Here is a 26,653-nt window from a genome sequence, read left to right on the forward strand (position 1 = left end):
AAATAAGTTTAACATCTTAAAAAAACACGTATGAAAAAGTTGATATTTTCAATTTTACTGGCTGCTTCATGCCAGGTAATTTGGGCTCAAGGAGATATTGATGCCTTAAGATATTCGCAAAACGAATTGGGTAGCACTGCCCGCTCAATGGGTACCGGAGGTGCTTTCGGGGCTCTCGGAGCCGACTTATCCTCGACTCAAATAAATCCTGCAGGACTTGCAGTATATAGAAACAACAATTTTACACTGGGAGCCGGAATGTTGAATGCCAAAAGCAAAACCACCTATTTAGACAAGACTAAAAAAGATTTTGACTTCAGTATGCAGGTTCCAGGAATCGGTTTTGTTTTTTACAACGGGAAATATGAAAATCGGCAACCTGCCAAAACTGGTTGGATAAATACCAATGTGGCTATATCAATGAACAGAACAAACAATTTTTCTGGAATCATTAATTATTCGGGCTTAAACACCAACAATTCCATGCTCGACTATTTTGCAGAGCGGGCCAATGGTCTCACTATTGACGATCTTTCTGCTTCTTCAAATGAGCTTCAATATGGGTATAATGATTTAGAGACCATGTTTTGGGATGCTTATTTGATTGATAGTGTGGGCAACAGAACTTACGCGGCAGCCATCGATAATCTTGATAGAGATTTAACCCAGAAAAACATCCTCTCCACTAAGGGTTCGATGAATGACATTAATTTTAGTTTAGCATCAAACTACGAAAACAAACTCTACATTGGAGGTGGAGTAACTTTAACTACGGTTCGGTATAAAGAAGAAAACCGATTTACCGAAATTGATGAAAGTACCAATTATAACAATTGGTCTTCTTGGTCGCTCGAACAAGATTTGCTGACAAAAGGCATTGGTTTTAGTGCCAACTTAGGATTGATTTTTAGGGCAAACGACAATGTGCGATTTGGTGCAAGTTTAAAAACTCCAACACTTTATAATTTGAAAGACGAATACTCTGACAAGCTGAATGTTGAATTTGACAACGGCAGCTACGGCACATATAAATCATCCGACGGATACTACAACTACAAACTTATTAGTCCGATGATTTCTACATTGAGTGCCGCGTACTTATTTGGCAAAAACGGATTTGTTTCGGCGGATGCAGAAATTGTTGATTATTCCACCATGCGTTTGCGACCAACAATCAATGCCTTCGAAATTGCAAATGAGACCATTTCGGAAAAATACGACAAGGCCGTTAATTTGAGAATTGGAGGTGAATACGTTTATAAAATGCTAAGATTTAGAGGAGGCTTTGCAAATTATGCCAGTCCGTTGGCCAGCGGTTCTGACCGAAATTTGGCTCGAACCTATGTTACCACCGGAATTGGAATAAAAGACAAAAACTGGGGTTTGGATGTGGCATTGGTGCAAAAATTTCAAAAGCAAACCATTCAGCCATACACTTTAAATTCAGGTATTGTGCCTGTTGCAACCTCAAACTTAGGCAATAACACCATTGTTGTTACACTGAGTACTGTTTTCTAAAAATCATATAAGAAATAAAAATTTGTTTTTCAGCATCAATCAATTTGATTTATAAATATTTCATTCTTTCTTTGTGACAAAAGAGTAAACAATGTCACGAATCTCGAACCTGTCACTTATACAGCTTCAATACCTAATTGCACTTGACGAGCATCGGCACTTTATCAAAGCAGCCGATGCTTGTTTTGTTACCCAACCCACCTTGAGTATGCAAATTAAAAAATTAGAAAATGAGCTGGAGGTGCTACTTTTTGACCGAAGTAAACAGCCTATCATACCCACAGATGTTGGGCAACTTGTGATTGAACAAGCTAAAAGGGTAATAAACGAAACCAAAAAAATCGATAATATTTTATTGGAATATAAAGGTTCGGTTTCGGGAGAGTTGGCCGTGGGCATAATTCCCACTATTTCCAATTATCTTATGCCCTACCTCATAAGTAAAATAAGTAAACAGTATCCAGACCTGCGGCTACACGTAAGAGAATTGATGACCGATGAAATTTTAAATCTTTTGCAAAAAGACCATTTAGACGTGGGTGTTGTTGCCACTCCATTAGAAATAGAGGGTATGATAGAAAAACCCATTTTTTACGAAAAATTTTGTGTTTACTTAAATCCTAAGCACCCTGCCTACAATCAACCTTTTGTTGCTGTTGAAGATTTATTAAAAGATAAATTATGGCTGCTTAGCGAAGGAAACTGTTTTAGAAACCAAACCATAAACCTTTGTTCACTCAAAAATCTTTCGCCACAAATGAGTGCCTTCAATTATGAAAGTGGCTCAATAGAAACCTTAATCCGAATTGTGAACTTAGAAGGAGGTGCAACCGTTATTCCAGAATGGTCATCAATTGAACTTACTGCCAATGAAAAGCGAAACGTAAGAAACGTAAAAGATGGAGACCATGTGCGTGAGGTAAGCCTTATCTATACCCGAAATTTTGCAAAGTCTAAATTGTCGGAGGCTTTTTACAAAACCCTGCAACTATGCGTTCCAGCTCCACTAAAAGAAAACAGCTCTACGCATGTTGTAAAACTTACATAACCAAACGGCGAAAATTATTCTGCATTTGGTTTTAAAAAAAAATGTAACTTGCGTCCCCTTTTTAGTAGTAGTATTTTGAAGAAACTAATTTTCCTTTCAATTTTAGGTAGCCTCGTATGGGGTGGATGTGCAAACTTTGACGCTCGCACCCAATTTATAGCCACATTTGTCAATCGATTTGTTTTGGATTCAACCAACACCAGCATATCAACAGATCTTGAGGCCTTTTCTGACACTTTGATTACTGATTTTGAAGGATTGATTGAAGACCATAGTTCGTCTTATAACAAACTTGAGAGTTCAACAATGGAGAGTCTGGCACTTGAAATAGACGGATTAAAATCAGCTTCCACTGCCAACTTTGATTTTTTGAAGAATTTTGAAATATACATCAAAGGAAAAGATATGGACGAATTTCTTTTGGGTGGAGCAGACTCGGTTCCCTTGGGTGCAAGATATTTTGAATTTCGACCTGAAGATGCAGCCAAAGACTATACTGATTTGTTAAAAGGAAATGAATTTACGTGCCGCATGACTTACCAAACAAATAGTCGGATTTTGACAGATTCTGCCGTTGTTGTTAAGGTAGTTCCAAAATACCGTATGGATACCAAAAAATTTGGAATTTAAATTCGATAAAGCAGAAATAATCCTCCTAACGGATAAAACGTATTTGAAATTTCGGTTGTTTTAATTTTTCCGGAACTTTCTTGCTCAAACAAACTGGGGTTAAAAGAACTTGACTGCCTTGTATAATTAAACACATCGCTATTTGTGGTTTGATTTTTCCATTTGGCCATCAAATCTATGCCACATTTAAACCTTTCGTTCAAATCATACTCCACACCCAAAACAAAGTCTAACCCGTATTGATAAGCTTTGCTTTTGGTTTTGTTTTTTGTATAGATAAAGGTGGTATTGTTATTTCCAAAATCAAAAGCCACGTCCATATTTAGCTCACTGCGATTGTAATTTTGACCCCAAAATGGCTCAATGCCACCATAAACGCGAAAATTTTCAAAAACGTTTTGATGCCTCAAATAGGCAAACTTTACCGTATAATTTCTCCGCTCATACGGGCTGTTTGAAATGGTTGTATCAACCGACCTACCGCTAAAATTTGAATTTGGCTGGTGCGAACTTCGGCTAATTTCTCCCGACAACGTGTTGTACCCGAATTGTAGCCGCATATTGCTCTTTTCTGCCATTCTTGAAAAAACCAAGGTCGGCTCGTTTCCATTTTGTCTAAATAGCATGTCGGCTGCATTAAACCCAAGATAATATTTTGAGGATTCCTGAGCTTTTGCCAACAAAGCAAGACATACCAATACAACAAATGGAATCAGCTTTTTCATTTACCGTTTACATTAAACCCGATACCTTTTCTCTTATTTTCCTTTATTTCTTCAGCAAGTTTAAGCATGTTCAAATCATCAACCGTAATGGTTCCAACCATTTTTTTGGTTCGTTTTGACGATGCAATCCCGCTCATTCTGAGGTGTTGATTTCGCACAGCTTCTTCTATTACTTTTCTGACAGCTCGGCCATTTCCAAAGTATTTGTCGCGGCTTGCATACATAACCTCCATCATTTCTTTCAACAAATTATCGGCGGCTTCGTCTGGTTTCAAGTTATGCTCAGCCAGCTGATTTACGGCTATCAAATGTAAATCGGCAGGCTCAAAATCTTCGAACAAGAATGTTCTGTCAAATCTCGACTTTAAACCAGGGTTCGACTCCAAAAATCGCCTCATATTTTCCGTATATCCGGCTGCTATCACAATAAAATTACCTCTAAAGTCTTCCATACGCTTTAAGATAATTTCGATGGCTTCTTTGCCGTAGTCGCTATTTCCACCCTCAGTCAAAGAATATGCCTCGTCAATAAACAGCACACCACCCATAGCACGGTCTATAACTTCGCCTGTTTTAATGGCAGTTTGCCCAACGTATCCTCCAACCAAAGATTGTCTATCGCACTCTACCAAATTACCTCTTTCAATAATACCCAAGGCCTTATATATCTGAGTCAGAATGCGGGCAACAGTGGTTTTTCCTGTACCAGGATTTCCGGTAAAAACGGCATGAAGCGAAAATGCTTTTCTATAATCCTTGCCTGTTTCTTTATAAAACCGAACCAGTTTTATCAGGTCATTTATATCATTTTTCACCTTTTGCAGACCCATCATTCGGTGAAGTTTATCTACCGATTCGCGAAGTAAATCTTCGTCTATCGGAATATCAGGAATAGCTTCTTGTTTTGACAAGCTGAGGTTTTCAATCTCTTTATCGGTAATGATTGACAAGTCTTCCATGCTCAACTTTTCCGGGTTTTTGGCCTCCATTATCCGAATACCCAAATTGATTTTACATTCTTCAACCAATGAATTGACCAAACGGGCATTTCCAAAAAATTTGTCTCTGTCACGATAGGCATCAACCAATTTTTTATAGAACAAATCTTTGGCAGATTTACTAAACTTTATGCCTCGCTTTTCTGCGGCCAACTCAGCAATGGTCATCAGCTCTTGAGGGATATAATCTGCAAAATCAAAGGTTTGATTGAATCTTGATTTTAGACCTGGGTTGGAGTTTAAAAAAGTATCCATTTCGTCAGGATACCCCGCCACAATAACCGCCATATCCGGCTCAGCAGTCATTTCTTTTATTAAAATTTCGATGGCTTCTTTTCCAAAATCTTTCGCATCGTCATCTTTTCTGGCCAAAGAATATGCCTCGTCTATAAATAAGATTCCACCTTTGGCTTTTTTTATAGCAGCCTTTGTTTTTGGGGCGGTCTGACCAATGAATTCGGCCACCAAATCGGCCCTATCTACTTCGTGCACATGCCCTTTGCTGAGCAGGCCAAGTCTTTTATAAATTTTCCCTAGTTTACGTGCCACGGTGGTTTTACCCGTTCCCGGATTACCCCTAAAAACTGTATGCAGATTAATTGGTTCGTTATCCTCTATGCCTTTATTTTTTCTTAAAGCAATAAATTGAAGGTAGTGGCTGTATTCTTTTATTCGTTCCTTTACCTCGGTCAGCCCAATTAAATCATCCAGTTCAGACAAAATATCGTCTTGATTGAGGGCATTTGAAGAAATGGCTCGCGTGGTAGCAGGTGCATCAAAATTGGTTTCTGTATGCTCACGCTCCACCCTCAACACCTCAAAATCTCCTTTGTCAGCTTCTACATAATCATCGCCGATATTAAAGTTTTTGCTGGCCAAAAGTTTATCTTGAAAAAGCACATCCACATAGTAGCCACCTTTGCTCCATGTGCCAATTATATCTGCCCCCCAACCCACTGTGAGCAAAAAATTTGGCTCGCCCGGATAAACAAAAAACAGTTTTGTTACAGAACCTTTGAGCAAATTGGCACTTGTTCTAAAATTAAATGTCAGCTCGCAGGTCCAATATTTTACATTATTTATCAGGTTTTCGGCACTAAACTCTACCCAAACATATCTTGTAAACTGATGATTGAATGTATGGTAATATCGTCTGTTTTCGGGCTGCACATTGGCATCTGGTCCTTCGTAAAATTTTATACCATTTATTTTGAAGTAGGGCTGACCAAGACCAGAAACAACTCCATAGTTTTGCACGTAAAACGCCTTTTCGGCTACCAACTCGCCATCTATCCAAGCTTCCCATTTGTAGGTACCTTCGGTCCAAAACCCACCTGCATTTCGCGTACCCCATCCTTCTCTGATAAAAAGTTTTTGAGCATTAAACGAAACGGTGCGGTCGCAATTGAGGTTGCAAATTTCCTTTTTATTTTCATCCACACATTTCAGACTAAGTTTCAGCGGCCAGTCGTTTTGCTTGTATTTTAAATTGATAAACGAAAACTCACAGTAAACATAACCCACCTCAGCCTTATCAAACACCGAGCGATATTTCTTTTTATTATCAGCCAACCATTCGGTAGAACCGTAGGTTTTAATTTCAACAAACTGATAGTTTTTTAAATCAGACCCTGCCATATTGTAGGGTCAAAATTGGTAAAAAACCCTAATAAACCATGCACATATTTTGAGGCTTGCAATAATTTTACGAAAAAGTAAAAAAAGAAACTAAAAAATAAAAAAAGAAACTAATTTTGCCGACCCAATCGGTGAGGTGGGTGAGTGGCTAAAACCAGTAGTTTGCTAAACTGCCGTACCTCTCAAGGGTACCGCGGGTTCGAATCCCGCCCTCACCGCTGGATTTTTTGTATTGAGTGGTAATTATTTGGGCGAGGTTGAGCAAGCTGAAATAAACTCAAAACAATTCGGGGTGTAGCGTAGCCCGGTTATCGCGTCTGCTTTGGGAGCAGAAGGTCGCAGGTTCGAATCCTGCCACCCCGACAACGTTGGTCTCATAGCTCAACTGGATAGAGCAACTGCCTTCTAAGCAGTAGGTTTCAGGTTCGAGCCCTGATGGGATCACTCAGAAATTAAAAGGGTTTGCAGTTTTGCAAACCCTTTTTTACTGTCTGGACTATTGATGGATGTGGCATCGGCAAAGCAAGATTGCAACTCTTTTGGTCGTATTTTTCCATTGGTTATTTGTTTTAGCTTGAAAATGATTTGGAGATAGAATGATGGCATGAAATTGAATTAAGGACATCTACAGAACTTGATGATTTACATTAAAAAGAATACAGTGATATTAATATTGACAGTTATTACCTTCATAGGTGGGGCCTGTCAAAAGAGAAAAGCATTACGCAATTTCCCCTATTCCGTTGGTCAAGTTTTAAAGTGTGACTCGCTAAAACTTGTTGTCACCATAGTTGAACATGAAAAAAGAATTCATGATAAAGGAGATAGTTTGTCGATTTTATATGCCAACTTTAGGGATTCCTTAGGAAATGAACGTATTTCTTTTTTTACGGCATATACTCAAAGAGATACGATGGAAGTATTGAGTATTAATATACCTTTAGAGCCATTTCGTTTTCATTCTGAAAACTACTTGATTACGTCGGCAAATGTGAAATGCAATGTATCGAAAGACATTTTAACTGCGAATAATAGAGAAAGGGATTCAACCGAAATAGACTCCGTTTCTTGGAGTTTAAGCAAGGGGATTTTAGGTGTTTATATAGACAAAAGGTTTTATCATTTCAGGATGGAAAATCAATGCGAACCGTATTAAATATACTCGTGCGAGCTTCCTCCAAAGGCGAACGCAAGTAGCTCGTACCTTATCCTACATTAAAAAACAAACTAATTTAATCCTTATTCCATCCTAACTCCTTTGCCCCCATCCATGAACTAATTAAATAATCATACGTTTCATTGGCAAAACAACTATCCGTGCCTATATAGGTATAATTATAATCAAATGGCAGGTAAACAAGTCTAAGGTAAATCATGTATAATGAATCTTTTCTCAATAACATGATATTTAGCGTTTTAAATGGCCATGAGGTGACTGAATTTTGTCTTTCTAATTGATACCCTAACCCTGATACAAAAAAATGCAAACTACTTTCCATAACCCTATGCATAGTATCAGAAACAAGTAAACCTCGATTTTTATTTTTTTGATTTAAGGAATCGGGGTAATAAATCCCAGTAAATGTTGACTCAATTAAAAAGCTATCTTTTGCACTACAGCCAATAGTAATTGTTCTAGCACCATATTCATCGACAAAATAATCGTAACTTGTATCCTTTAAAAAAGAATTTATATTCTCACTTAATGGAAAACCCATTCCATTCAAAAATAATGTATTACTATCTTTAACCGCAACCGTTACAACAGAATCAACATTTGAACAGTGATTCAATTCTTCTTGCCCATCTTGTGCAGGAACTTTGCATGAGGTAATTAAATCTAAAATCCCCAAAATGAAAGCCACTCCTAAATTTTTTAAATCAAAACGCGACATAAGAACAAATTTATTTGATTTTCCTTCCCCTCATTCTTTCCTAAAAACCAAACAAATTAAACCAAAAATTTCAGGGTGTTTCAAAGAATTTCCTATCTATTTAAAATGCCTTAAATGCAAGATTGCAATTAGTGTCTTTTACAGATTTTGTAAGGTATCTATTATGTTGAACTCTCAAATTTTATTGCAACTTGATTTGCCATCAAAAAATAATTCGAGAAACTTTTCAGTTGTATGAATATCGGTAGTTTTATTTGCCCTATGATTTTTCGAGTTGTTTTATCCTTTTTTTTAATTGGCTTTTTTACTGAAAAAACCTTTGCCCAATACGAGTTAAAAACCAACGTTACAAAGACCTATTCAGTGCTTTTAGAAAAACCCGTTAATAAAAAACCTTTAGGTTTTGAGGCAGGAATCCGTTTTAAACCCGAATCGCTGGGCATTATAGATATTGAGAAAAGCCAATTGTGGTTTTCGGCCAAATTTTATGAAAACAGAAAACGCAAGGTGTTGGATCAGCTTCGCATTAAACAACAAGGCCGATACCTTGCCCCAATAATGGAACTGAGTATATATCGGGAAAGAGAAAAATATGATTACAATATGTCCGCCATCGGATTGGGCATGGTGGGAGGTTACAAAACTATTTTAGCCAGACATCTGGTATTGGAGGGCAATATAGGATTAGTGGCTAATGCAAATCGAAATTTTTATAGAGATGTCGCTCGTTCGAAAAATCCGCATTATTTTGAAATTCAAATTGGTCTGGTTGTAGGTTTTAGAAAGGGTTCGAAACAGCTTTCCGACATTTTCCCGAAGAAAAAGGATTGATTGTAGGGTAAAAAATTGTTGTTTTGACTGATAAATATCGTACGGCAATGTCGGAACAAATTCAACAAAAAATAAAACAGCTTACAGATGAACTAAAGCAGCACAACTACAGCTACTATGTGCTGGCCATGCCCGAAATATCAGACCGCGAGTTTGACCAAAAGTTAAAAGAATTGGAAAAACTAGAGCAGGCTTATCCTCAATATAAAGACCAAAACTCTCCCACTTCGATAGTTGGCGGTGGCATTACCAAAGAATTTGAAACCATAAAACACGACACGCCCATGCTCTCGTTGGGCAACACCTATAGCCAGCAGGAATTGATTGATTTCGACAATCGTATTAAAAAACTTATTGGTGATGATTTTGAATACACCTGTGAGCTAAAATTTGACGGATTTGCCATTGGTTTAAAATACATTGACGGAAAACTTGCACGTGCTTTAACCCGTGGTGATGGTGTGCAGGGAGATGACGTGACAACCAATGTAAAAACCATACGAAGCATCCCGCATCACTTGTCGGGCAATTTTCCGGCAGAGGTAGAGGTGCGAGGCGAAATATTTATGCACCGAAAAGCCTTTGAAAAAATGAATACCGAACGCGAAGCAGCCGGAGAAAAACCCTTTGCCAACCCAAGAAACAGTGCCGCAGGAACCATAAAGATGCAGGAGCAAAACGAAGTGGCAAAACGCCCGCTCGATGCCTTCTTGTACCATGTTTTGGGCGATGAAAAAGAATTTACCACCCACCACGGGTCGCTGCTAAAGGCCAAAAGTTGGGGACTGCCCGTGAGCGATGAAATGCGAATTGCCAAAAACATGGAAGAGGTGTGGAAATACATTGAACAATGGGATAAAAAACGTAAAGAACTCAGCTTTGACATAGACGGAATTGTGGTGAAAGTAAATGATTTTGCTCTGCAACGCGAGCTTGGTTTTACAGCCAAATCGCCTCGATGGGCCATTGCCTACAAATTTGAAACCGAGCGTGCAAGCACTCGTTTGTTGAGCATTAGCTATCAGGTAGGAAGAACCGGAGCTATAACCCCTGTGGCTAATTTAGAACCTGTTTTGTTGCTTGGCACCACTGTAAAACGGGCAAGTTTGCACAACGCCGATATCATTTCGGAGTTGGATGTGCGTGTTGGTGATATGGTTTATGTAGAAAAAGGTGGCGAAATTATTCCCAAAATTGTGGGAATTGACGAAAACCAACGCCCCTCAAATGCCGAAAAAACCATTTTTATTCATCAGTGTCCTGAGTGCCAAACCGAATTGATACGAAAAGAAGGTGAAGCCGCCCACTATTGTCCCAACGACAACGGTTGCCCTCCGCAAATAAAAGGCCGAATAGAGCATTTTATCAGTCGTAAAGCATTAAACATTGATAGCCTTGGAGAAGGCAAAATTGGCATTTTGTATGACAGCAATTTGGTGAAAAATGCCGCCGATTTGTATCAACTTTGTTTCGACCAACTCGAAGGTTTGAGCAAAACCATTATTAACGAAGAAACCGGAGATGAACGATTAATAAGTTTTAGAGAAAAAACGGCACAGAAAATTTTGGACGGTATCGAGCAATCGAAAAACATTCCTTTTAGCCAAGTTTTGTATGGCCTCGGAATTCGGTTTGTTGGAGCTACGGTAGCCAAAAAATTGGCAAATCATTTTAAAACCATACACAACCTAAGGGCGGCCACTTTTGAGCAACTTATTGCGGTGGATGAAATTGGCGACAAAATAGCTGAAAGTGTGTTGGATTATTTTTCGAACGAAACAAACAATGGCATAGTTGACCAACTCATTGCAGCTGGTTTACAAATGGAAGAAGCCGAGGCTGCCGCCCCAACAAGCAATGCACTTGGCGGTGCAAAAATTGTGGTAAGCGGTGTTTTCTCCCATTTTAGCCGAGACGAAATTAAAAATGAAGTAGAAAAGCATGGTGGAATCAATGTAAGTTCTATATCGGCCAAAACCGACTATGTGCTTGCTGGGGAAAACATGGGGCCGGCCAAGTTGGAAAAAGCTCAAAAGCTGGGGGTTAAAATAATTTCGGAAGAGGAATTTTTGGAAATGATAAAATAGTGGATTTACCAACCGGTGCTAAACAAATTGCTTGCACCCCTAATACCACATTTTTGAATGTTGTTATATCCTGTGGCGGCGGCCATTCTTATTTCTTCGGCAGTTTTGTTTTGCAACCAAGCATCGATAACATTGTGCAGCACATACGCTTCCGGTGCCAGCAAATGATTGGTACACACCAACGGATATCCACCAGAAATATTAAGTTTTTCTGAAAAATAATTTTTTGATACACACGCAATTGCCACGGCATCTTTTATGATGGAGTCGGCACTTTGAATAGTCTCTATAGACTCGTCCATTAGGCCGTTGTGTCCATTAAAAACCACTAAATCAACCTTTGACTGCATTGCCAAAACAGAATCTCCGTGGGTTATAGAATCTTTTTTTGTTCCGGCCAGAACTGCAAAATAATTTTCCAAACATTCTTTCATTCGGTCTCCACGATAGGCATCGGCAATTAGTATTGCGTTATAAGAACTGTGTTTATAAATAACTCTCTCCAACACATTGCTATCAGGATTTACTATACTTTTTTGAAGTTGCCATTGGCTGCTGCGGCTGAAATGTGTTTTAATGCCGTATCCTGCACCCCAATAGAGGTTGGTTCTTAGGTTCATTCCGTTTCCCAAACTACTATTCACCGGAACAATGCCTTGATGCTCGTTATCGCAAAGTGGCACGAACACATGAATTATTTTTAACGATTTGGTTTTAGACTTTTCCAACAACCGAGTTTCAATTTCTTCTCGATTGAAATGTATCGGCAACACAAAGCTTTTTATACCCGATATTGAATCCTTCAAAACACGAACGACACTCTCCTTTTCAATACCCTGCGAACAAGATTGGAGGCTTATAAAAACGAATAATGCCACACAAAGTACATTTTTGACCATGTATTTTCAACGCATTTGTGCAGCATCTATTTTATGAATACACCTTAAATATCTCTTTATTTGCACTCTCATTATTGAAATAATATGAACAAACTCTTTTTGTTGATTGTGCTTTTAAGCCTTTCGGTGGTTTCGGTGGCTCAAGATAAAGGTGTATTTTCTGGCAATTTTCAGAGCAACTTCTCTGTGTTTGTTATAGATAGTGCCATTGGTGCTTACGAGCCTCCTCAATACAGCAGTCAAATAAGTTCGGCAGAAGCATGGCTTTTTACCAATTATCAAATAAAAGGCTTTAGCCTTTCGGCCAGATATGATTTATTTAATAATAGCAACCTATTAAACCCAACAGGCACCTTCTCTGGTCATGGTATGGGTTTTTGGCAAATCAAAAAAAGCATCGATAAATTAACTCTAACGGCAGGTTCTTTTTACGACCAATTTGGTTCTGGACTTATCTTCAGAAGTTACGAAAGCCGTCTGATTGGCATTGACTATGCCATTGAGGGCATACACGCCAGATACGACATAAACGACAATTTTTTTATTAAGGCGTTTACTGGAAACCAAAAAGGAGAAGCATCTAAAGGCAATCGTTTTCAATCAAGAAAGGAAGTGGTAAGAGGCTTTAATACAGAAAAAATTTATAACCTTAAAAATGAAAAGGGACTTTTAACTCTTGGTGCCAGCACATTTAATAGAACACTTACACAGAGTGATATGAATGAGTTAGTGGCCGAAATAAATGGTTATGATATAGCCCAGCGATTTTATCCAAAATACAATTCGTATTCTTACAACGGATATGCCAATTTGAACCTTAAAAACTTCAACTTTTCGCTCGAACATGTTCGCAAAACAGGTGAGGCCGTTAGAAAAACTGACGGATTTCTTGACTCGTTGAACGGACAAATTACCTATGCCACTTTTGGATATTCAAAAGGAAAGTTGGGTAAAAACAAAAAGGGAGGAATTGGATTTAATGCTCAATACCGACATATCAAAAATTATAAAATGAGGGTTTCTCCAAATGATTTGTTGCTTGACGGGATTTTGAGCTACCAACCATCTTTGACAAGACAGGCCTCATACAGACTATTGGCCAGATACAATGCTCCGGCACAAGACTATGGCGAACAAGGTTTGCAGGCAGATTTAACTTGGACAATTAAAAAAGGACAGATACTTAATTTGAACTATTCAAATGTTAAAAAACTTGATGGTGAACAATTGTTTAGGGAATATTTTCTACAATACGAACACAAATTTAACACCAAATGGAAAGGAAAATATGGGTTGCAGTCTATTTTTTATAATCAACAGATTTATGAAAATAAAGATACTTCATATCATGATGTAAAAACCTTGACCCCATTTATGGAAATGACCTATAAAATGACTTCACGAAAATCATTGAGGCTCGAGTCGCAATATTTATCTACCAAACAAGATTTGGGAAGCTTTGTAAATGGAGTGTTGGAATTAAACATGTCTCCACATTATTCTTTCTCTATCTCGGATATGGTAAATGTGATTCCGGTTCGACATGTCGGCTCCACAGTTTCGGACAAAATTGTGCATTATTACACCCTATTTGCCAAATACAATATCAACACCACTTCTTTTACGTTGGCTTATGTAAAACAGGTTCAGGGGGTTAATTGCACAGGAGGTATCTGTCGTATTGAGCCTGCCTTTAGCGGAATTCGATTTACTTTAACCTCCAACTTTTAGCCGAATAAAACTTCGGCAGCTTCCATAATATTGTTTACCCCAATCAGTTTTATGCTTTTTGGTTTGAGCGATTTTATGCTTGAAGTACACAAAATCATTTCCTGAAAACCGAGTTTTTCGGCTTCAGCAATGCGTTGTTCCATTCTTCTTGCAGGCCGCACCTCACCCGAGAGCCCAATTTCGCCAACAAATGTTGTAAAACGTGGAACAGGTAAATTTTCAAATGAAGAAAGAATGGCTGCGGCAATGCTTAAATCAACCCCGGGGTCATCTAATTTTAGACCTCCCGCAATGTTTACAAAAACATCCTGAATGCCCAACTTAAATCCACAACGTTTTTCTAAAACAGCCAACAGCATGTTTAACCTTTTTAGGTCATAACCATTACTATTTCTCTGCGGAGTGCCATATACAGCGGTGCTAACCAATGCCTGAGTCTCTATCATTAGTGGCCGCACACCTTCTATGGCAGAAGCCACCGAAATGCCCGAAAGCAATCCGTCTCTATTTGAAATCAATACCTCTGATGGGTTGGATACTTCTTTTAACCCATCACCAAGCATTTCATATATTCCCATTTCGCTGGCCGAACCAAAACGATTTTTTATCGCCCTTAAAATTCGGTAAACATGGTGTCGGTCGCCTTCAAACTGCAAAACGGTGTCCACCATGTGTTCCAAAACTTTGGGTCCGGCTATCTGCCCATCTTTGGTTATATGACCAATAAGCATAACAGGCGTGTTGCTCTCTTTGGCAAAACGCAGTAGCTGTCCTGTGCATTCTCTTATTTGCGAAATGCTGCCCGGAGTGCTTTCAATGGTTCTGCTAAAAAGTGTTTGAATAGAATCGACAATGAGCAACTCAGGCTTTAGTTTTTTTATTTGTTTGAAAATATCCTGTATTTCGGTGGCCGACAAAATGTAGCACTCCGTATTTTTTATCCCAATTCGGTCTGCTCGCATTTTTAGTTGATTTTCACTTTCCTCGCCGCTCACATACAACACCTTTCTATTCAAGTGCAACGCGGCTTGCAGCATAAGCGTTGATTTGCCTATGCCCGGTTCTCCACCGAGCAGCACCAAACTTCCTAAAACCACACCGCCGCCAAGCACACGATTCAATTCTTCATCCAATGTGGAGAATCGTTGCTCATTTCCACCTTTTAAGGTAGTTATCAATTTGGGTTCGGCCTTTTGATTTTTTTGGGTGTCGGTTTCTACCCAAGCCGGAACATTGTCGGATACCGATTTTTCAACCACTTCCTCCACATACGTATTCCATTGCTTGCAACTCGGGCAGTTTCCAACCCATTTTGCGGACTGTGCCCCACAATTTTGACAGAAAAAAATTGTTTTTGCTTTTGCCATTTTCAACCGTTCGTAAAGTCAAAACTCATATTGCTCAAACATAACGCAATCATCTGTAATAAAAAGACAAATATTGCATTGATTTGGAGAACGAAAAAAAAGTTAAACTTTAATTGATAATGGATATAGCAAAGTTTTTCTATTTTTGCCCGAATTCATTTTAATATCTTAAAAAGTTCGTATATAATGAAAAGACAAATTGTATTGATTCTGGCACTGGCAATGTTCTTGGGTTTGAATCTTAATGCGAAAGCTCAAGACAAAAATGCTGAAGCAACTCAAACAGAAACAAAAGTAGATTCTGCAAATACTGAAAATGCAGGAGAAGCAGCACCTGCTGAGGAAGTTGAGGGCGAAGCTAAAGCCGAAAAGAAAAACACCAAAAAAGACAAATTAGGTATTCCCGTAATCCGCGACAAGTTTATTGAGGGTGACCCCACGTTCATGGCGTTACCGCTTATCTGTTTGATACTTGGTTTGGCCATAGCTATTGAGCGTTTGGTTTCATTATTTATGATGTCAACCAACAATGACAAATTTATTTCTAAAGTGGAGAGTGCTTTGCAATCTGGCGGCATAGAAGGTGCCAAAGACGTGGCTCGAAATACAAGAGGTCCTGTTGCCAGCATTTTCTATCAAGGTTTGGATAGAGCTGATGAAGGTCTTGATCAGGTAGAAAAATCTGTGGTATCCTATGGCTCGGTACAAATGGGTCAATTGGAAAAAGGCTTGGTTTGGATATCATTGTTTATTGCCCTTGCCCCAATGCTTGGTTTCTTGGGAACGGTAGTGGGTATGATTCAAGCGTTTGACACCATTGAGCAAAAAGGAGATACCAACCCAAAAGACGTGGCAGGAGGTATTAAAGTGGCACTTTTAACAACGGTTGCCGGTTTGATTGTTGCCATCATTCTTCAATTGTTTTACAACATGTTGGTTTCTAAAATCGACAGTATTGTGAACAATATGGAAGATTCATCAATCAAATTGGTTGATATGCTTATTAAAAACAAAGCAGTTAAGGCTTAATTAAAATTATAACAATGAAAAACGACATGGTAGGAACGATTGTCAGATATGTCTTCTACGGATTAGTAGTAGTCTTTTTGACATATTTTCTATATAAGCTCTTCAACATCAAAGCCGGAGAGTTAAATATGGAAGCTAAAAAAGAAGTGTATGCCCCAATAACGGATAATGGCATTATACAAAGCTACTTATATACCATTGTTGGTGTAATAGCAGCTTTTGTTCTTGCTCTTTTGGGATTTATTTACAAACCAAAATCTATTATTCCTGTTGCTTTAGGCTTGTTGGTAGTAATAGGTTTGTTTTATATGTTCCGTTCGGGAGCGTCAACAGAATTAAGTCAGAAATTCATTGATATGAAGGTAAAAACATTAACTGCACAATCTGCCGAAGCAGGTATAAAAGTGAGTATTGTTCTGATGGCCATTGCCATATTGCTGGCCATTGGTTCTGGATTAAAGTCAGTTTTTGAATCGTTAACAAAGTAATTTAGATAGATATGCCACGCAAAAGTAGAGGAATACCCGAAGTAAACGCCGGCTCCATGGCCGACATCGCTTTTCTTTTGTTGGTATTCTTTTTGGTTACCAGCCACATGAATCAGGACAAAGGGCTGAAAGTTGTTCTTCCTCCTTATATTGATGCCAAAGAGAAGAAGGAAGAAATTCGAATTAACGAACGAAACATCTTAAAAGTTCTTGTCAACGGTAACGATGAATTATTGGTTGAAGGCGGTAGAATGAGAATCGATGAGTTGACGGAAATAACAAAAATGCATTTGCTCAACGAAGGTCGCGACCCAAATTTTTCTGATTCATCACAAATAGCTATTGTTTCATTGCAGCATGCCAAGTCCACCACCTATCAACGGTATGTAGAAGTATATAACGAATTGATTCGTGGCTATGATGAGGTACGTGATGAGTATTCAAAACGAAAATTTGGCCGTCCGTTTAACCAACTTGTTAAAAAAGGGGATGAATTTAATGAGGTAGTTAAAAAGTATCCATTAAAGATTTCGGAAGCAGAACCATTTCAATCACAACTGTAATTATGGCAAAATTTAGAAAAGACGGAAAAAGAGAAACGCCAGGTATTAGCACCTCGTCGCTTCCTGATATTGTTTTCATGCTATTATTCTTCTTTATGGTGGCAACAAAAATGCGTACCGCAGAAGATTTGGTTAGAACGCAACTCCCCACATTGTCAGAAGTGGAGAAGGTTGAAAACAAATCCTTGGTAATTTATATTTTGGTTGGACCTCCGGTAAACACCAATTTGGGCGATGCTCCAAGAATACAATTTGATGGAAAATTTGGAGTGGTTCTTGAGTCTAAAGATGAACCCGGTTTAGGAGTTCGAACATTTGTTAGAATGAAAAAAGATCAGCAAGATGCCCGTTTCAGAGACTATCTGACTACTGCCCTTAAAGTGGACAAGGTGGTTAAGATGGGCTTGATACAAGACATCAAACAAGAGCTAAGAAAAGAAAACTCTTTAAAATTGATGTATAGTGCCGCCGAGGGTGAGATAGAAGGATATTAATTCTTATTGGATTATTAATACAAAGGGCAGTTTTAATCAACTGCCCTTTTTTGTTTTTAATTTCAATCCTCTCATTTAATCCAATTATATTGCACCAATTATTAAACACTAATGTCAGGTGGTTTAAAAGATATTCAAAGGCCCATTTCGGAGGAACTCGTTGAGTTCGAAAAGCGATTTCGTCAAAGCATGAAAAGTCGTGTGGCTCTGCTCGATACCATCATGACATACATTGTAAAACGCAAAGGCAAGCAAATGCGGCCGATGTTTGTGTTGCATAGTGCCAAGTTGTTTGGAAACATAAATGAACGCAGCCATCGCGGTGCTTCTTTGGTTGAATTGCTACACACAGCCACCTTGGTGCACGACGATGTGGTGGACGATGCCAACAAGCGAAGGGGTTTTTTTTCGATTAATGCTTTATGGAAAAATAAAGTTGCCGTGTTAGTCGGCGACTATCTGCTTTCAAAAGGCCTCCTATTATCCTTAAAAAACAAAGATTTTGATATGCTCGAAATTCTTTCTACCGCCGTTGAAGAAATGAGCGAGGGGGAATTGCTACAAATGGAAAAAGCCCGAAAACTGGATATAACCGAAGATGTCTATTTTGATATTATCTCAAAAAAAACAGCTTCACTCATTGCAAGCTGTTGTGCCATTGGTGCAGCCTCTGCCAACCAATCTGCTGACACGATAGAAAAAATGAGTCTTTTTGGACTATACACGGGCATAGCATTTCAGATTAAAGATGATTTGTTCGACTATGGAGATGCAGATGTGGGTAAACCCACTGGCATAGACATTAAGGAGAAGAAGATGACCTTACCCCTTATTTATGCACTATCTAAAGCAGAAAAATCTCAAAAAAGAAAACTCATACGCATTATCAAATCCGACAAAAAAAGTAAAACCGATGTACAACAAGTGGTTGACTATGTTATTCAGTCAGGAGGCATTGATTATGCAAACCAACATTTAAGTCTTTATCATCAAAAAGCCATCGAAACTTTGAATAGCATTGAAACGTTAAACGACAAATCACATTTGATTGATTTGGTAAATTATGTTATACATCGCAAAAAATAAAATTCTATGATTATTACAAACACACCCGACATTGCCAACAGAGAAATATCAGAGGTTTTAGGTATCTGCCGTGGCTCAACCGTGCGTGCCCGAAACGTGGGCCGCGATATTTTTGCCGGACTAAAAAACATTGTCGGCGGCGAAATAAGCGAATACACAAAATTGCAGGCCGAAAGCCGCGAGCAGGCTTTGCAACGTATGGAAGATGATGCCAAACGCATGGGTGCTGATGCTATTGTAAATGTTCGGCTTACCACCGCTGCCATCATGCAAGGAGCAGCCGAAATACTTGCTTATGGCACGGCCGTTAAGCTAAAATAATGGATTCTGAAATTTTTGTTTTTCTTTTTGTGGGTCTCTACGGTATGCTCATTCTTGGCGGGGTTATTGCTCTTATTTATTTGATTATAAGACGAATAGAAGACAAACGAGATGAAACGTTCGAGAAAAGGGACAATTAATAACTTGTGCATTATTTGCTTTTTTACTTGGTTGCCTTAATTTACTCCAGCGTTGGTTTTGGAGGAGGTTCGGGCTATTTGGCCATTCTATCATTCGCCAATAAATCTGTGGTAGAATATAGATTGATAGCCTTGGTTTGCAACCTTGTTGTTGTGGCCGGAAACACGTTTTGGCATTTCAAAAACAAAACATTCCAGCTAAAAAAACTGATCCCATTTGTCGTTGCCAGTGTTCCAATGTCTTTTTTAGGTGGTAGCATTGTATTGCCCGAAACGCATTTTAAACTGTTGTTGGGCTTCACTCTTCTGTTTGCTGGAATTGTAATGCTTTGGCAATTAAACACCACTGAAATAAACCTAAAAATAAGCACCAACCCGAGGTTTAGTGCATTTGTCGGCGGCATTATTGGATTTATTTCCGGATTGGTGGGTATTGGTGGTGGCATTTTTTTGGCTCCTATCTTATTTTTAACCAAATGGGACAATGCACGAAAAATATCAGCGGCTGCCAGTTTTTTTATCCTTGTAAACTCTTTTTCCGGACTTGTCGGGCAAATTACGGTCAATCCGTCATCGGTCCAAATCAATACCATCTGGCCCTTTGTATTGGCTGTTTTTATTGGTGGACAAATTGGAGCTCGATTAAATTTTAAACAATTAAAACAAGAACAAATAAAAGCTATGACTGCCATGCTGGTTATTTTTGCCGGACTACGCATATTATATAAGTTTGTTTAAAATATGGAAGTTTTAGCATTTGGCATTGCTCGGGATATAATCGGTAAATCGAATTTTACCCTTTCTGACCCCACGATAAAAACTGTAGAGGATTTTAGAAATTATTTTTATCAGAAATACCCTGATTTACTGAAATTGAACAGTTTGGCTATAGCTGTCAACGAACAATATGCACACAACGACTTCTTGCTGAATGACTTTGACGAAATTGCCCTGATTCCGCCAGTGAGCGGTGGCTAAGCCTTGCCGAAAATTTTTTTTGAATGCCTTACGGCCAAAATGAGAATTATGGTAATCACTTTTAACTTTTAGTGTTTATACAACGATATTTGAATCCGAATGTTGTGACGGTTTGAAAAATTTAATAAAAATATCGGATGAAGCCCTTTACATCAATGAATGTCTTGCATTGATAGAATCTCCATCTACTGGAGGTTTAAATTTTTTTGTTGGCACTGTTCGAAATAAAACCCAAAACCGTTCTGTAAAGCAATTACTATTTGAGTGTTATAAACCCATGGCCATTAAAGAACTTCAGAAAATTTCGACAGAGGCACGACAGCAATTCAAAATACAAAACATAGTCATTCACCACCGTGTGGGTTTGTTAGAAGTTGGAGATATTGCCGTAATTATAGGTGTTTCGGCTGCTCATCGAGATGCCGCCTTTCAAGCATGCCGCTATGCCATTGACACTTTAAAAGAAACCGTACCTATCTGGAAAAAAGAAATTTTTACTGATGGCGAGGTTTGGGTTTCTGCTCATCCTTGATAGGTGTACTAAGTATTGAGAGTATGCCATTTTATATAGTTACAATGCTTTTTTACTTTTAACCACAAAGACACAGAGTATTTTCACAGAGTTCAAAAATCCCCTTATAAAAATTTTATCGCCAAAACATTGCTTTAGATTTAGCGAAAATTTTTGCGTTGCTTTGCCCCATGAAGTTTGCCGATTACCGTATTGATGAACAACTAAAACAGAATATTGCAGACCAAGGTTTTAAACGCCCTACCGATATTCAGTTTAAAAGCATTCCGCCTGTTTTAAAACGAGAGGATGTATTGGCAATAGCCCAAACAGGTACCGGTAAAACAGCCGCTTATGTGATTCCGGTGCTTCACAATCTTTTGAAAAAAAAGATAAAAACAGCTAACGGAATAGTTCGTTGCGTAGTGATGGTGCCCACACACGAATTGGCCAGCCAAACGGCAAAAGTGTTTGAACAATTTAGTATAGGATTGGGCATTAATTCCCTTTTTATTCATGGAGGTACCGACCAGCAACCCCAAATAAATAAGCTAAAAAAGGGAGTAGAAGTGCTTATTGCCACCCCCGGTAGGCTATTTGACTTGCGAAGTCAAGGTCATATTCAACTGGATAAATTAGAAATACTGATATTAGATGAAGCGGATTTGATGTTAGACATGGGCTTTATCAATGACATTCGAGATTTGCTGAAATTTATACCAAAAAAAAGACAAACACTTTTCTTTTCAGCCACCATCAGTCACAAAATCAAAAAACTGGCTTATTCCATTGTTCAAAACCCAATAAGAATACAGATTTCACCAAAAAATCCGGTATCCAAAAACGTGTTCCATTATTATGCAAAAATCGAAATGGATCACAAACGTTTTTTTTTAGAAAGGATAGTAAAAGAAAATCCAGAGAGCAAAATTTTGTGTTTTGTGCGAACGAAAGTTCGGGCCGAACGCGTGAAAGCCGCCATGCAACGCGTAGATATTGACTCCTTAACCATGCACAGTGACAAGGAGAACAAAGAACGAACAACCAACCTGAGCACTTTTGCAAGTGGAGCCATAAAACTATTGATTGCCACAGACGTTTCGGCAAGAGGAATAGACATTCCGGATGTGGACATTGTGATAAACTACGATCTTCCGGAACTGACCGAAAACTATGTGCATCGTGTGGGAAGAACCGGACGTGGAACAAAAAAAGGTACAGCCATTTCCTTTTGCTCTACCGAAGAAAACAGCATCAGAGAGGAAATTGAACACTTTTTGGGTCAGCCCTTGATTGAACAAAAGCTCGACAAAGACCTTTATTATGAAACCTTAGACAACAGTACAGATAGCAGCAAAGATTGGAGAAGTTTGATGGGCGAATGATAAAAAACTTCTGTAATTACTGGATAGAAACTATCTCAATGTTCGGGAAAGTACTTAAAATAATTGCCGCCTTTTTGGCTCTCTCCCCCGACTGACAATAAAAAGCAATTTTCGGGTAACCGGTCAGTTCATTTATTCTTGATTCCAGTTCGGGCAAGGGAAGGTGCAACCCACCGCTGTGTCCGGCCAATCTCTCCTCCGATGTTCGAACGTCCACTAACATAAAATCTTTATATTCAGTATGATACTCATGCCAACTTATCATTTTTCCCGTTGAACAAGAACTATTATTTTTTGGCAATTTCTTAATCAATACATTCCCCTTGGGTCGGTAATTCATTTTTCGGTTTTGATAACTTAGGCCGTCCAACAACAACAACTTGTTGGCCAATGTTTCACCCGTTTGGGCAATAACTTTCAATACCTCCATGGCCATAATACTACCCACAATTCCCACCATTGGCCCCAACACCCCAGCTTCCTCACAATTCTGAAATAAGTTAGAATTCGGCATTTGCGGAAATAAATCTCGCAAGTTTCCACTACCGTTGTGATTGAACAACGCCACTTGTCCGTCAAATTGATTTACACTTCCATAAATCAGTGTTTTGTTAAAAAGCACACACGCATCGTTTACCAAATATTTCGTTTCAAAATTGTCGGTTCCGTCCACAATGAAATCAAATTCTGAAAATACAGCCTCTGTATTTTCATCTGTGAGTTTCATATTAAAGGTTTGCACTTTCACGTCGGAGTTGGCCGCAACCAATGCCCTTTTTGTGGCATCTACTTTCCATTCACCCACATCATTTTCATTGAACAACACTTGTCGGTGCAGGTTAGAAAGTTGCACTCTGTCATGGTCAACCAAACCTAACGTGCCAATACCCGCCCGACACAAATACATGGCAACAACACTTCCCAAACCGCCACATCCGACCACCAACACTGATGATTCTTTAATGGCTATTTGCCCCCCCTGCCCCACATTTTTTAGAACCGTTTGCCTGCTATACCTGTGTTCCATCCAGAATTCTTTTAGCAGCTTCAAACTCTTCTGGTGTATTCACATTGGCCAGTTTCTCAGGATTACCACAAGCTATCAGATTTGTATCTGTATTGATAAGCACTTTTCGCGGACAGCTATAACCTAAGGCCAGAAAATGTAATAATTGTTGATAGGCTTTGGGTTCCCAAATGGCCACTAATGGCTCGGCAAAACCAGTTTTTTCGTTCTTAAAAGCAGTTGCCACGTGTTTGGCCGATCTGTTCTTTATCAATAATTCCACAGTTTCGCCATCCAAAAAGGGTAAGTCGCAGGCCAACACCAACCAAGCGGCATTGGGTTGTTCACGCATGGCAGACAAAATAGCTCCCATTGGACCCAGATTTAAAAAACTATCTTCAATAATGGGCAAATCCGTTTCAAATTCCTGATTATTTCGTTGGCTCAGAAAAACCTGTTCTACATGTAGTTTAAGCATTTTTTCGAGCCACTTATATTGCTCTATTCCATGATAATTCAACAATGCCTTACTTTTTCCCATGCGGCTGCTTTCACCTCCGGCCAGTATCAATGCGTTTAATTTAGGAATACGGTCTTGATACCACTTTTCGACAAACGATGCAATTTCTTCTTGTTGGTCGATAGAAAATGTGGGAACATTTTCTATTTCATTTATTTCATCATGAATGAATTGAGGAAGTTTGACATCCTCATCTATCTCTATAAAAGCTAATACATTGGTAAGCTGATTTTTCCTTTTTTCGAGAGAGGTAAATTTAGTTTTATCTATAAAAACTAATAGGTTTTTTGCCTCAAAATGATTTCCATTTAATAAGATTATATCGTTTTGAAAAAAAGACTTTTGAAAGTCAAATTTTTCGGGTTTCCCGGCCAATGCTTTAGTCCAAGCGTTTTGTTTATCTTGTGCAAAAATGGTTGCTCCATCCTTAATAAATTCTGGGAGTTCATCATTGTCAAACGAAGAGTGATCCGCATCCATATAGCCTATATTGGCCGTGTCTTTTAGTCGTGCAATCAGGTATTTTGTCATCTCCTGAATTTTGCCGCAACTTGTACCCACCAAAGCAATTTCGTTTCGTCCAAAAAAACCTAAATCAGGCTTGCTCAGTTTTGTGTGTTTTTCAAACATAGAAACTTTCAAAATCGTTTTTGCCACCTGTCTTTTTTACCAGTTTCGTTTGTTCAATAATCATGTTGTGGCCAAAGGCTTTGCACATATCATATACCGTCAAAGCCGCCACAGAAGCCCCTGTTAAAGCCTCCATTTCTACCCCGGTTTTGCCGTTACAACTCACCTCACAAACTATTTTTACCCTCTCATTTTCCAAATTAATGGAAATGTCGCACTTATTTAACGCCAATGGGTGACACAACGGAATCAAATCCGATGTTTTTTTTGCGGCCATTATTCCGGCCAAAATAGCGGTTTGAAAAACAGAACCTTTGGCAGTAACAATGTCTTTTTGATTGAATAAATCCAATACCGCTTTTGGTAGCTGCACATACGATACGGCAGCCGCATTTCGCTGTGTTATATTTTTATCGCCAACGTCCACCATTCGAGGGTTTCCATTTTGGTCGATATGCGAAAAATCTTTACTCATTATGCCCCTTTTTAAGTTTGTTATAAAAACTTACATTCTCCACTCTGTTGGTCATTATTTCAAGCACAGAAGCCTTCTCACTTTGACAGAAATGCTGCCACGCACCATCAAATTCATCAAAATTTGAACAACAAAAATAGTCAACACCAAAGTCGCTGCAGATGTTTTGTGCAGTTCTATGATGGTTGGTGGTTTGAAAAGCAACCGACTCTTTAAATTCCGATGGTCCTTCAATCATTTCAAAGATGCCACCTCCAAAATTGTTCATTAAAACAATTTTCAAATTTTGGGGAAAACTGTCTGTCCAAAAAGCATTTACATCATAAAAAAAAGCTACATCCCCAGTTATTAGAAAGACAAGTTCTGTGGTTGTTTTTGCATAACCCACGGCAGTAGATGTGCAACCATCTATACCACTTGTTCCGCGATTTGAAAGATGAATAATATCATTTCGCCTTTTGAGCATAGATACATACCGCACCGACATAGAATTGGCCATTTGCAAAACAGAATGCGTTGGCAACATTCGATACAATCGAGTTATTACACTCAGTTCGGTAAAGTCTTCCGAAACAATGTTGGTGAAAAAAAACTCAAATTTCTTTTCCAAAAGTTTCCAATCTTCAATAAAATTTTTGTCCGAATGGTGTTCTTTTATCTGTTGCAGAGCTGTTTCTGCTGAAATATTTACCAACCAAGGCGTTGTTTTAAAAGGAGTTGGCACTATCTTTTTATCCGACAAATGCCAATGTTTCAATGAATTAGTGTCCGTCAGAAACTGTCTTAACGCTTTGCTTACAAAATATTTTCCGGTGGTAATTATTAAATCCGGTTGCAATTGTTCCGCAAGGTTTTTGTTGGCCAATAAGATATTTTCCCAATGCGAAATGGTTTCATTTTTATTGGAAATTACATCCGAGAAAACCACTAGATTTTTAGGATAATCCAAAATAGTTTGGATTGTATCTGCTCCATTTAACCAAAGTATTTTTTTGCTCGAGCTTATATCCTGAACAAAATTGTCAGGTACATTTTCGTACTTTTTTTCGAGCTTCTCATGCTCAATTGATTCAGAGAAATGAAATTGAATTGAGGTATAAAAGGGTTCACGAATTGGTATGTTGACATGAACTTGGGTTTGAAGTGAGGCTGCCTTCCATGCCTTTTGTGCCAATTCTCTGAAGACAGACGTGTTCTCAAACTCCATTGGAGTCTGAAAGTTGTGATTGCAATGAGCATAGAACAAGTTGTTCTGCCTAATCGACTGCCCTTCCCAATTGTCAATGCTTTCCGGTGGGCGATCGGCAGTTAGCACCAGAAGAGGAATTTCGGCATAAAACGCCTCGGCCACGGCAGGATAAAGATTGAGGGCTGCTGTGCCGCTGGTGCAGCAAACGGCTACGGGTTCATTCAAACTTTGAGCCATGCCTAACGCCACAAATGCCGCCGAACGTTCATCGGCAAAACTGTGCATCGATAGGCGGTTCCCTGCAGATTGCATGGCGTATATCAACGGAAAATTTCGACTACCCGGACAGATTACCACATGCCTCAACCCATTTTTTATGAGTTCATCAACAAGAGAAAAAATACACTCTATTTGATTATTTGAATGTTGCACGGCTTCAAATATAGTGTTGGTATGCAGGTTTGCCAGTCA

26 protein-coding genes and 3 tRNA genes are annotated in these 26,653 nt (G+C 38.8%); 20 read left to right on the forward strand and 9 right to left on the reverse strand.

Translation table 11 applies throughout. The features are described 5' to 3' along the window. Positions 1 to 30: 30 nt before the first annotated feature. From H6607_07595 to H6607_07605, 3 genes are all read left to right on the forward strand, one after another. Positions 31 to 1,518: a hypothetical protein gene (locus tag H6607_07595; protein ID MCB9262223.1), complete on the forward strand. Its 1,488-nt coding sequence runs from the start codon at positions 31 to 33 to the stop codon at positions 1,516 to 1,518. 91 nt (positions 1,519 to 1,609) lie between these two features. Next, complete coding sequence (locus H6607_07600) at positions 1,610 to 2,566, forward strand: LysR family transcriptional regulator (GenBank protein MCB9262224.1); 957 nt, start codon at positions 1,610 to 1,612, stop codon at positions 2,564 to 2,566. 75 nt (positions 2,567 to 2,641) lie between these two features. After that, positions 2,642 to 3,196, forward strand: coding sequence for a hypothetical protein (locus H6607_07605; protein ID MCB9262225.1), 555 nt, complete (start codon positions 2,642 to 2,644; stop codon positions 3,194 to 3,196). Here H6607_07605 and H6607_07610 read toward each other — a convergent pair. After that, positions 3,193 to 3,921 (reverse strand): hypothetical protein, encoded by a 729-nt coding sequence (locus H6607_07610; GenBank protein MCB9262226.1) that lies wholly within the window; start codon positions 3,919 to 3,921, stop codon positions 3,193 to 3,195. The two genes, H6607_07605 and H6607_07610, sit on opposite strands and share 4 nt — an antisense overlap. Beyond that, positions 3,918 to 6,557, reverse strand: coding sequence for an AAA family ATPase (locus tag H6607_07615; GenBank protein ID MCB9262227.1), 2,640 nt, complete (start codon positions 6,555 to 6,557; stop codon positions 3,918 to 3,920). Before H6607_07615 ends, H6607_07610 begins: the two co-directional genes overlap by 4 nt. A gap of 130 nt (positions 6,558 to 6,687) precedes the next feature. Between H6607_07615 and H6607_07620 the strand changes: the two genes are divergently transcribed. From H6607_07620 to H6607_07635, 4 genes are all read left to right on the forward strand, one after another. Further along, a tRNA-Ser gene (locus tag H6607_07620) sits at positions 6,688 to 6,775 on the forward strand. Positions 6,776 to 6,845: 70 nt separating this feature from the next. Continuing rightward, positions 6,846 to 6,920: transfer RNA gene (locus H6607_07625), tRNA-Pro, on the forward strand. Between the two features lie 7 nt (positions 6,921 to 6,927). After that, positions 6,928 to 7,001: transfer RNA gene (locus H6607_07630), tRNA-Arg, on the forward strand. 217 nt (positions 7,002 to 7,218) lie between these two features. Further along, positions 7,219 to 7,713, forward strand: a complete 495-nt coding sequence (locus H6607_07635; protein ID MCB9262228.1) for a hypothetical protein — start codon at positions 7,219 to 7,221, stop codon at positions 7,711 to 7,713. Positions 7,714 to 7,789: 76 nt separating this feature from the next. Here H6607_07635 and H6607_07640 read toward each other — a convergent pair whose 3' ends face one another. Continuing rightward, the gene (locus H6607_07640; GenBank protein MCB9262229.1) at positions 7,790 to 8,452 is read right to left on the reverse strand and encodes a hypothetical protein; all 663 of its coding nucleotides are present in this window, start codon (positions 8,450 to 8,452) and stop codon (positions 7,790 to 7,792) included. A gap of 261 nt (positions 8,453 to 8,713) precedes the next feature. On the opposite strand from H6607_07640, the gene H6607_07645 reads away from it, so the two are divergent. Both H6607_07645 and ligA read left to right on the forward strand, forming a co-directional pair. Then, positions 8,714 to 9,283, forward strand: a complete 570-nt coding sequence (locus tag H6607_07645; protein ID MCB9262230.1) for a hypothetical protein — start codon at positions 8,714 to 8,716, stop codon at positions 9,281 to 9,283. Positions 9,284 to 9,330: 47 nt separating this feature from the next. Further along, entirely contained in the window at positions 9,331 to 11,370 is a 2,040-nt protein-coding gene (gene ligA / locus H6607_07650) for an NAD-dependent DNA ligase LigA (GenBank protein MCB9262231.1), read from the forward strand. Between the two features lie 5 nt (positions 11,371 to 11,375). On the opposite strand, the gene H6607_07655 is transcribed toward ligA, so the two are convergent. Next, positions 11,376 to 12,176 (reverse strand): hypothetical protein, encoded by an 801-nt coding sequence (locus H6607_07655; protein ID MCB9262232.1) that lies wholly within the window; start codon positions 12,174 to 12,176, stop codon positions 11,376 to 11,378. 177 nt (positions 12,177 to 12,353) lie between these two features. Between H6607_07655 and H6607_07660 the strand changes: the two genes are divergently transcribed. Further along, on the forward strand, positions 12,354 to 14,000 hold the full coding sequence (locus H6607_07660) for a hypothetical protein (GenBank protein ID MCB9262233.1): 1,647 nt from the start codon (positions 12,354 to 12,356) through the stop codon (positions 13,998 to 14,000). Here the strand turns inward: H6607_07660 and radA are convergent. After that, entirely contained in the window at positions 13,997 to 15,367 is a 1,371-nt protein-coding gene (gene radA, locus H6607_07665; protein MCB9262234.1) for a DNA repair protein RadA, read from the reverse strand. The two genes, H6607_07660 and radA, sit on opposite strands and share 4 nt — an antisense overlap. Positions 15,368 to 15,553: 186 nt before the next feature. Here radA and H6607_07670 point away from each other — a divergent pair, with 186 nt between their 5' ends. The 10 genes from H6607_07670 to H6607_07715 all read left to right on the forward strand — a co-directional run bounded on the left by H6607_07670 (position 15,554) and on the right by H6607_07715 (position 22,362). Then, a complete protein-coding gene (locus H6607_07670; GenBank protein ID MCB9262235.1) occupies positions 15,554 to 16,396 on the forward strand; it encodes a MotA/TolQ/ExbB proton channel family protein in 843 nt (280 codons plus the stop codon). Between the two features lie 14 nt (positions 16,397 to 16,410). Continuing rightward, positions 16,411 to 16,884, forward strand: coding sequence for a hypothetical protein (locus H6607_07675; protein MCB9262236.1), 474 nt, complete (start codon positions 16,411 to 16,413; stop codon positions 16,882 to 16,884). A gap of 11 nt (positions 16,885 to 16,895) precedes the next feature. Next, positions 16,896 to 17,447: a biopolymer transporter ExbD gene (locus H6607_07680; GenBank protein ID MCB9262237.1), complete on the forward strand. Its 552-nt coding sequence runs from the start codon at positions 16,896 to 16,898 to the stop codon at positions 17,445 to 17,447. 2 nt (positions 17,448 to 17,449) lie between these two features. Then, positions 17,450 to 17,941, forward strand: coding sequence for a biopolymer transporter ExbD (locus tag H6607_07685; protein MCB9262238.1), 492 nt, complete (start codon positions 17,450 to 17,452; stop codon positions 17,939 to 17,941). Positions 17,942 to 18,052: 111 nt separating this feature from the next. Beyond that, complete coding sequence (locus tag H6607_07690; GenBank protein MCB9262239.1) at positions 18,053 to 19,027, forward strand: polyprenyl synthetase family protein; 975 nt, start codon at positions 18,053 to 18,055, stop codon at positions 19,025 to 19,027. Between the two features lie 6 nt (positions 19,028 to 19,033). Beyond that, a complete protein-coding gene (locus H6607_07695; protein MCB9262240.1) occupies positions 19,034 to 19,348 on the forward strand; it encodes a YbjQ family protein in 315 nt (104 codons plus the stop codon). Positions 19,349 to 19,494: 146 nt separating this feature from the next. Beyond that, a complete protein-coding gene (locus H6607_07700) occupies positions 19,495 to 20,226 on the forward strand; it encodes a sulfite exporter TauE/SafE family protein (GenBank protein ID MCB9262241.1) in 732 nt (243 codons plus the stop codon). A gap of 3 nt (positions 20,227 to 20,229) precedes the next feature. Next, positions 20,230 to 20,466 carry a MoaD/ThiS family protein gene (locus tag H6607_07705; protein ID MCB9262242.1) on the forward strand — a complete coding sequence of 79 codons (237 nt, stop codon included), beginning with the start codon at positions 20,230 to 20,232 and terminating at the stop codon, positions 20,464 to 20,466. Between the two features lie 112 nt (positions 20,467 to 20,578). Then, on the forward strand, positions 20,579 to 20,998 hold the full coding sequence (locus H6607_07710) for a molybdenum cofactor biosynthesis protein MoaE (protein MCB9262243.1): 420 nt from the start codon (positions 20,579 to 20,581) through the stop codon (positions 20,996 to 20,998). Positions 20,999 to 21,168: 170 nt separating this feature from the next. Next, positions 21,169 to 22,362, forward strand: coding sequence for a DEAD/DEAH box helicase (locus H6607_07715; protein ID MCB9262244.1), 1,194 nt, complete (start codon positions 21,169 to 21,171; stop codon positions 22,360 to 22,362). A gap of 16 nt (positions 22,363 to 22,378) precedes the next feature. Here H6607_07715 and H6607_07720 read toward each other — a convergent pair whose 3' ends face one another. From H6607_07720 to menD, 4 genes are all read right to left on the reverse strand, one after another. Then, the gene (locus H6607_07720) at positions 22,379 to 23,389 is read right to left on the reverse strand and encodes a ThiF family adenylyltransferase (protein ID MCB9262245.1); all 1,011 of its coding nucleotides are present in this window, start codon (positions 23,387 to 23,389) and stop codon (positions 22,379 to 22,381) included. Further along, positions 23,373 to 24,368: an NTP transferase domain-containing protein gene (locus H6607_07725; GenBank protein ID MCB9262246.1), complete on the reverse strand. Its 996-nt coding sequence runs from the start codon at positions 24,366 to 24,368 to the stop codon at positions 23,373 to 23,375. The genes H6607_07720 and H6607_07725 overlap by 17 nt, the downstream gene beginning before the upstream one ends. A 142-nt stretch (positions 24,369 to 24,510) precedes the next feature. Beyond that, entirely contained in the window at positions 24,511 to 24,993 is a 483-nt protein-coding gene (gene moaC / locus H6607_07730; protein MCB9262247.1) for a cyclic pyranopterin monophosphate synthase MoaC, read from the reverse strand. Further along, the gene (menD, locus tag H6607_07735) at positions 24,986 to 26,614 is read right to left on the reverse strand and encodes a 2-succinyl-5-enolpyruvyl-6-hydroxy-3-cyclohexene-1-carboxylic-acid synthase (GenBank protein MCB9262248.1); all 1,629 of its coding nucleotides are present in this window, start codon (positions 26,612 to 26,614) and stop codon (positions 24,986 to 24,988) included. The genes moaC and menD overlap by 8 nt, the downstream gene beginning before the upstream one ends. Positions 26,615 to 26,653 lie beyond the last annotated feature (39 nt).

The sequence above is a fragment of the Flavobacteriales bacterium genome (assembly GCA_020635395.1).
Lineage (GTDB): Bacteria > Bacteroidota > Bacteroidia > NS11-12g > UBA9320 > UBA987.

What these genes read in the sequence shown, in the direction of transcription:
- H6607_07595 (MCB9262223.1), top strand. Translation starts at nt 31, where the DNA reads ATGAAAAAGTTGATATTTTCAATTTTACTGGCTGCTTCATGCCAGGTA.
- H6607_07600 (MCB9262224.1), top strand. Translation starts at nt 1,610, where the DNA reads ATGTCACGAATCTCGAACCTGTCACTTATACAGCTTCAATACCTAATT.
- H6607_07610 (MCB9262226.1), bottom strand. Translation starts at nt 3,921, where the DNA reads ATGAAAAAGCTGATTCCATTTGTTGTATTGGTATGTCTTGCTTTGTTG.
- H6607_07615 (MCB9262227.1), bottom strand. Translation starts at nt 6,557, where the DNA reads ATGGCAGGGTCTGATTTAAAAAACTATCAGTTTGTTGAAATTAAAACC.
- H6607_07640 (MCB9262229.1), bottom strand. Translation starts at nt 8,452, where the DNA reads ATGTCGCGTTTTGATTTAAAAAATTTAGGAGTGGCTTTCATTTTGGGG.
- H6607_07645 (MCB9262230.1), top strand. Translation starts at nt 8,714, where the DNA reads ATGATTTTTCGAGTTGTTTTATCCTTTTTTTTAATTGGCTTTTTTACT.
- ligA (MCB9262231.1), top strand. Translation starts at nt 9,331, where the DNA reads ATGTCGGAACAAATTCAACAAAAAATAAAACAGCTTACAGATGAACTA.
- H6607_07660 (MCB9262233.1), top strand. Translation starts at nt 12,354, where the DNA reads ATGAACAAACTCTTTTTGTTGATTGTGCTTTTAAGCCTTTCGGTGGTT.
- radA (MCB9262234.1), bottom strand. Translation starts at nt 15,367, where the DNA reads ATGGCAAAAGCAAAAACAATTTTTTTCTGTCAAAATTGTGGGGCACAG.
- H6607_07670 (MCB9262235.1), top strand. Translation starts at nt 15,554, where the DNA reads ATGAAAAGACAAATTGTATTGATTCTGGCACTGGCAATGTTCTTGGGT.
- H6607_07675 (MCB9262236.1), top strand. Translation starts at nt 16,411, where the DNA reads ATGAAAAACGACATGGTAGGAACGATTGTCAGATATGTCTTCTACGGA.
- H6607_07680 (MCB9262237.1), top strand. Translation starts at nt 16,896, where the DNA reads ATGCCACGCAAAAGTAGAGGAATACCCGAAGTAAACGCCGGCTCCATG.
- H6607_07685 (MCB9262238.1), top strand. Translation starts at nt 17,450, where the DNA reads ATGGCAAAATTTAGAAAAGACGGAAAAAGAGAAACGCCAGGTATTAGC.
- H6607_07690 (MCB9262239.1), top strand. Translation starts at nt 18,053, where the DNA reads ATGTCAGGTGGTTTAAAAGATATTCAAAGGCCCATTTCGGAGGAACTC.
- H6607_07695 (MCB9262240.1), top strand. Translation starts at nt 19,034, where the DNA reads ATGATTATTACAAACACACCCGACATTGCCAACAGAGAAATATCAGAG.
- H6607_07705 (MCB9262242.1), top strand. Translation starts at nt 20,230, where the DNA reads ATGGAAGTTTTAGCATTTGGCATTGCTCGGGATATAATCGGTAAATCG.
- H6607_07715 (MCB9262244.1), top strand. Translation starts at nt 21,169, where the DNA reads ATGAAGTTTGCCGATTACCGTATTGATGAACAACTAAAACAGAATATT.
- H6607_07720 (MCB9262245.1), bottom strand. Translation starts at nt 23,389, where the DNA reads ATGGAACACAGGTATAGCAGGCAAACGGTTCTAAAAAATGTGGGGCAG.
- H6607_07725 (MCB9262246.1), bottom strand. Translation starts at nt 24,368, where the DNA reads ATGGATGCGGATCACTCTTCGTTTGACAATGATGAACTCCCAGAATTT.
- moaC (MCB9262247.1), bottom strand. Translation starts at nt 24,993, where the DNA reads ATGAGTAAAGATTTTTCGCATATCGACCAAAATGGAAACCCTCGAATG.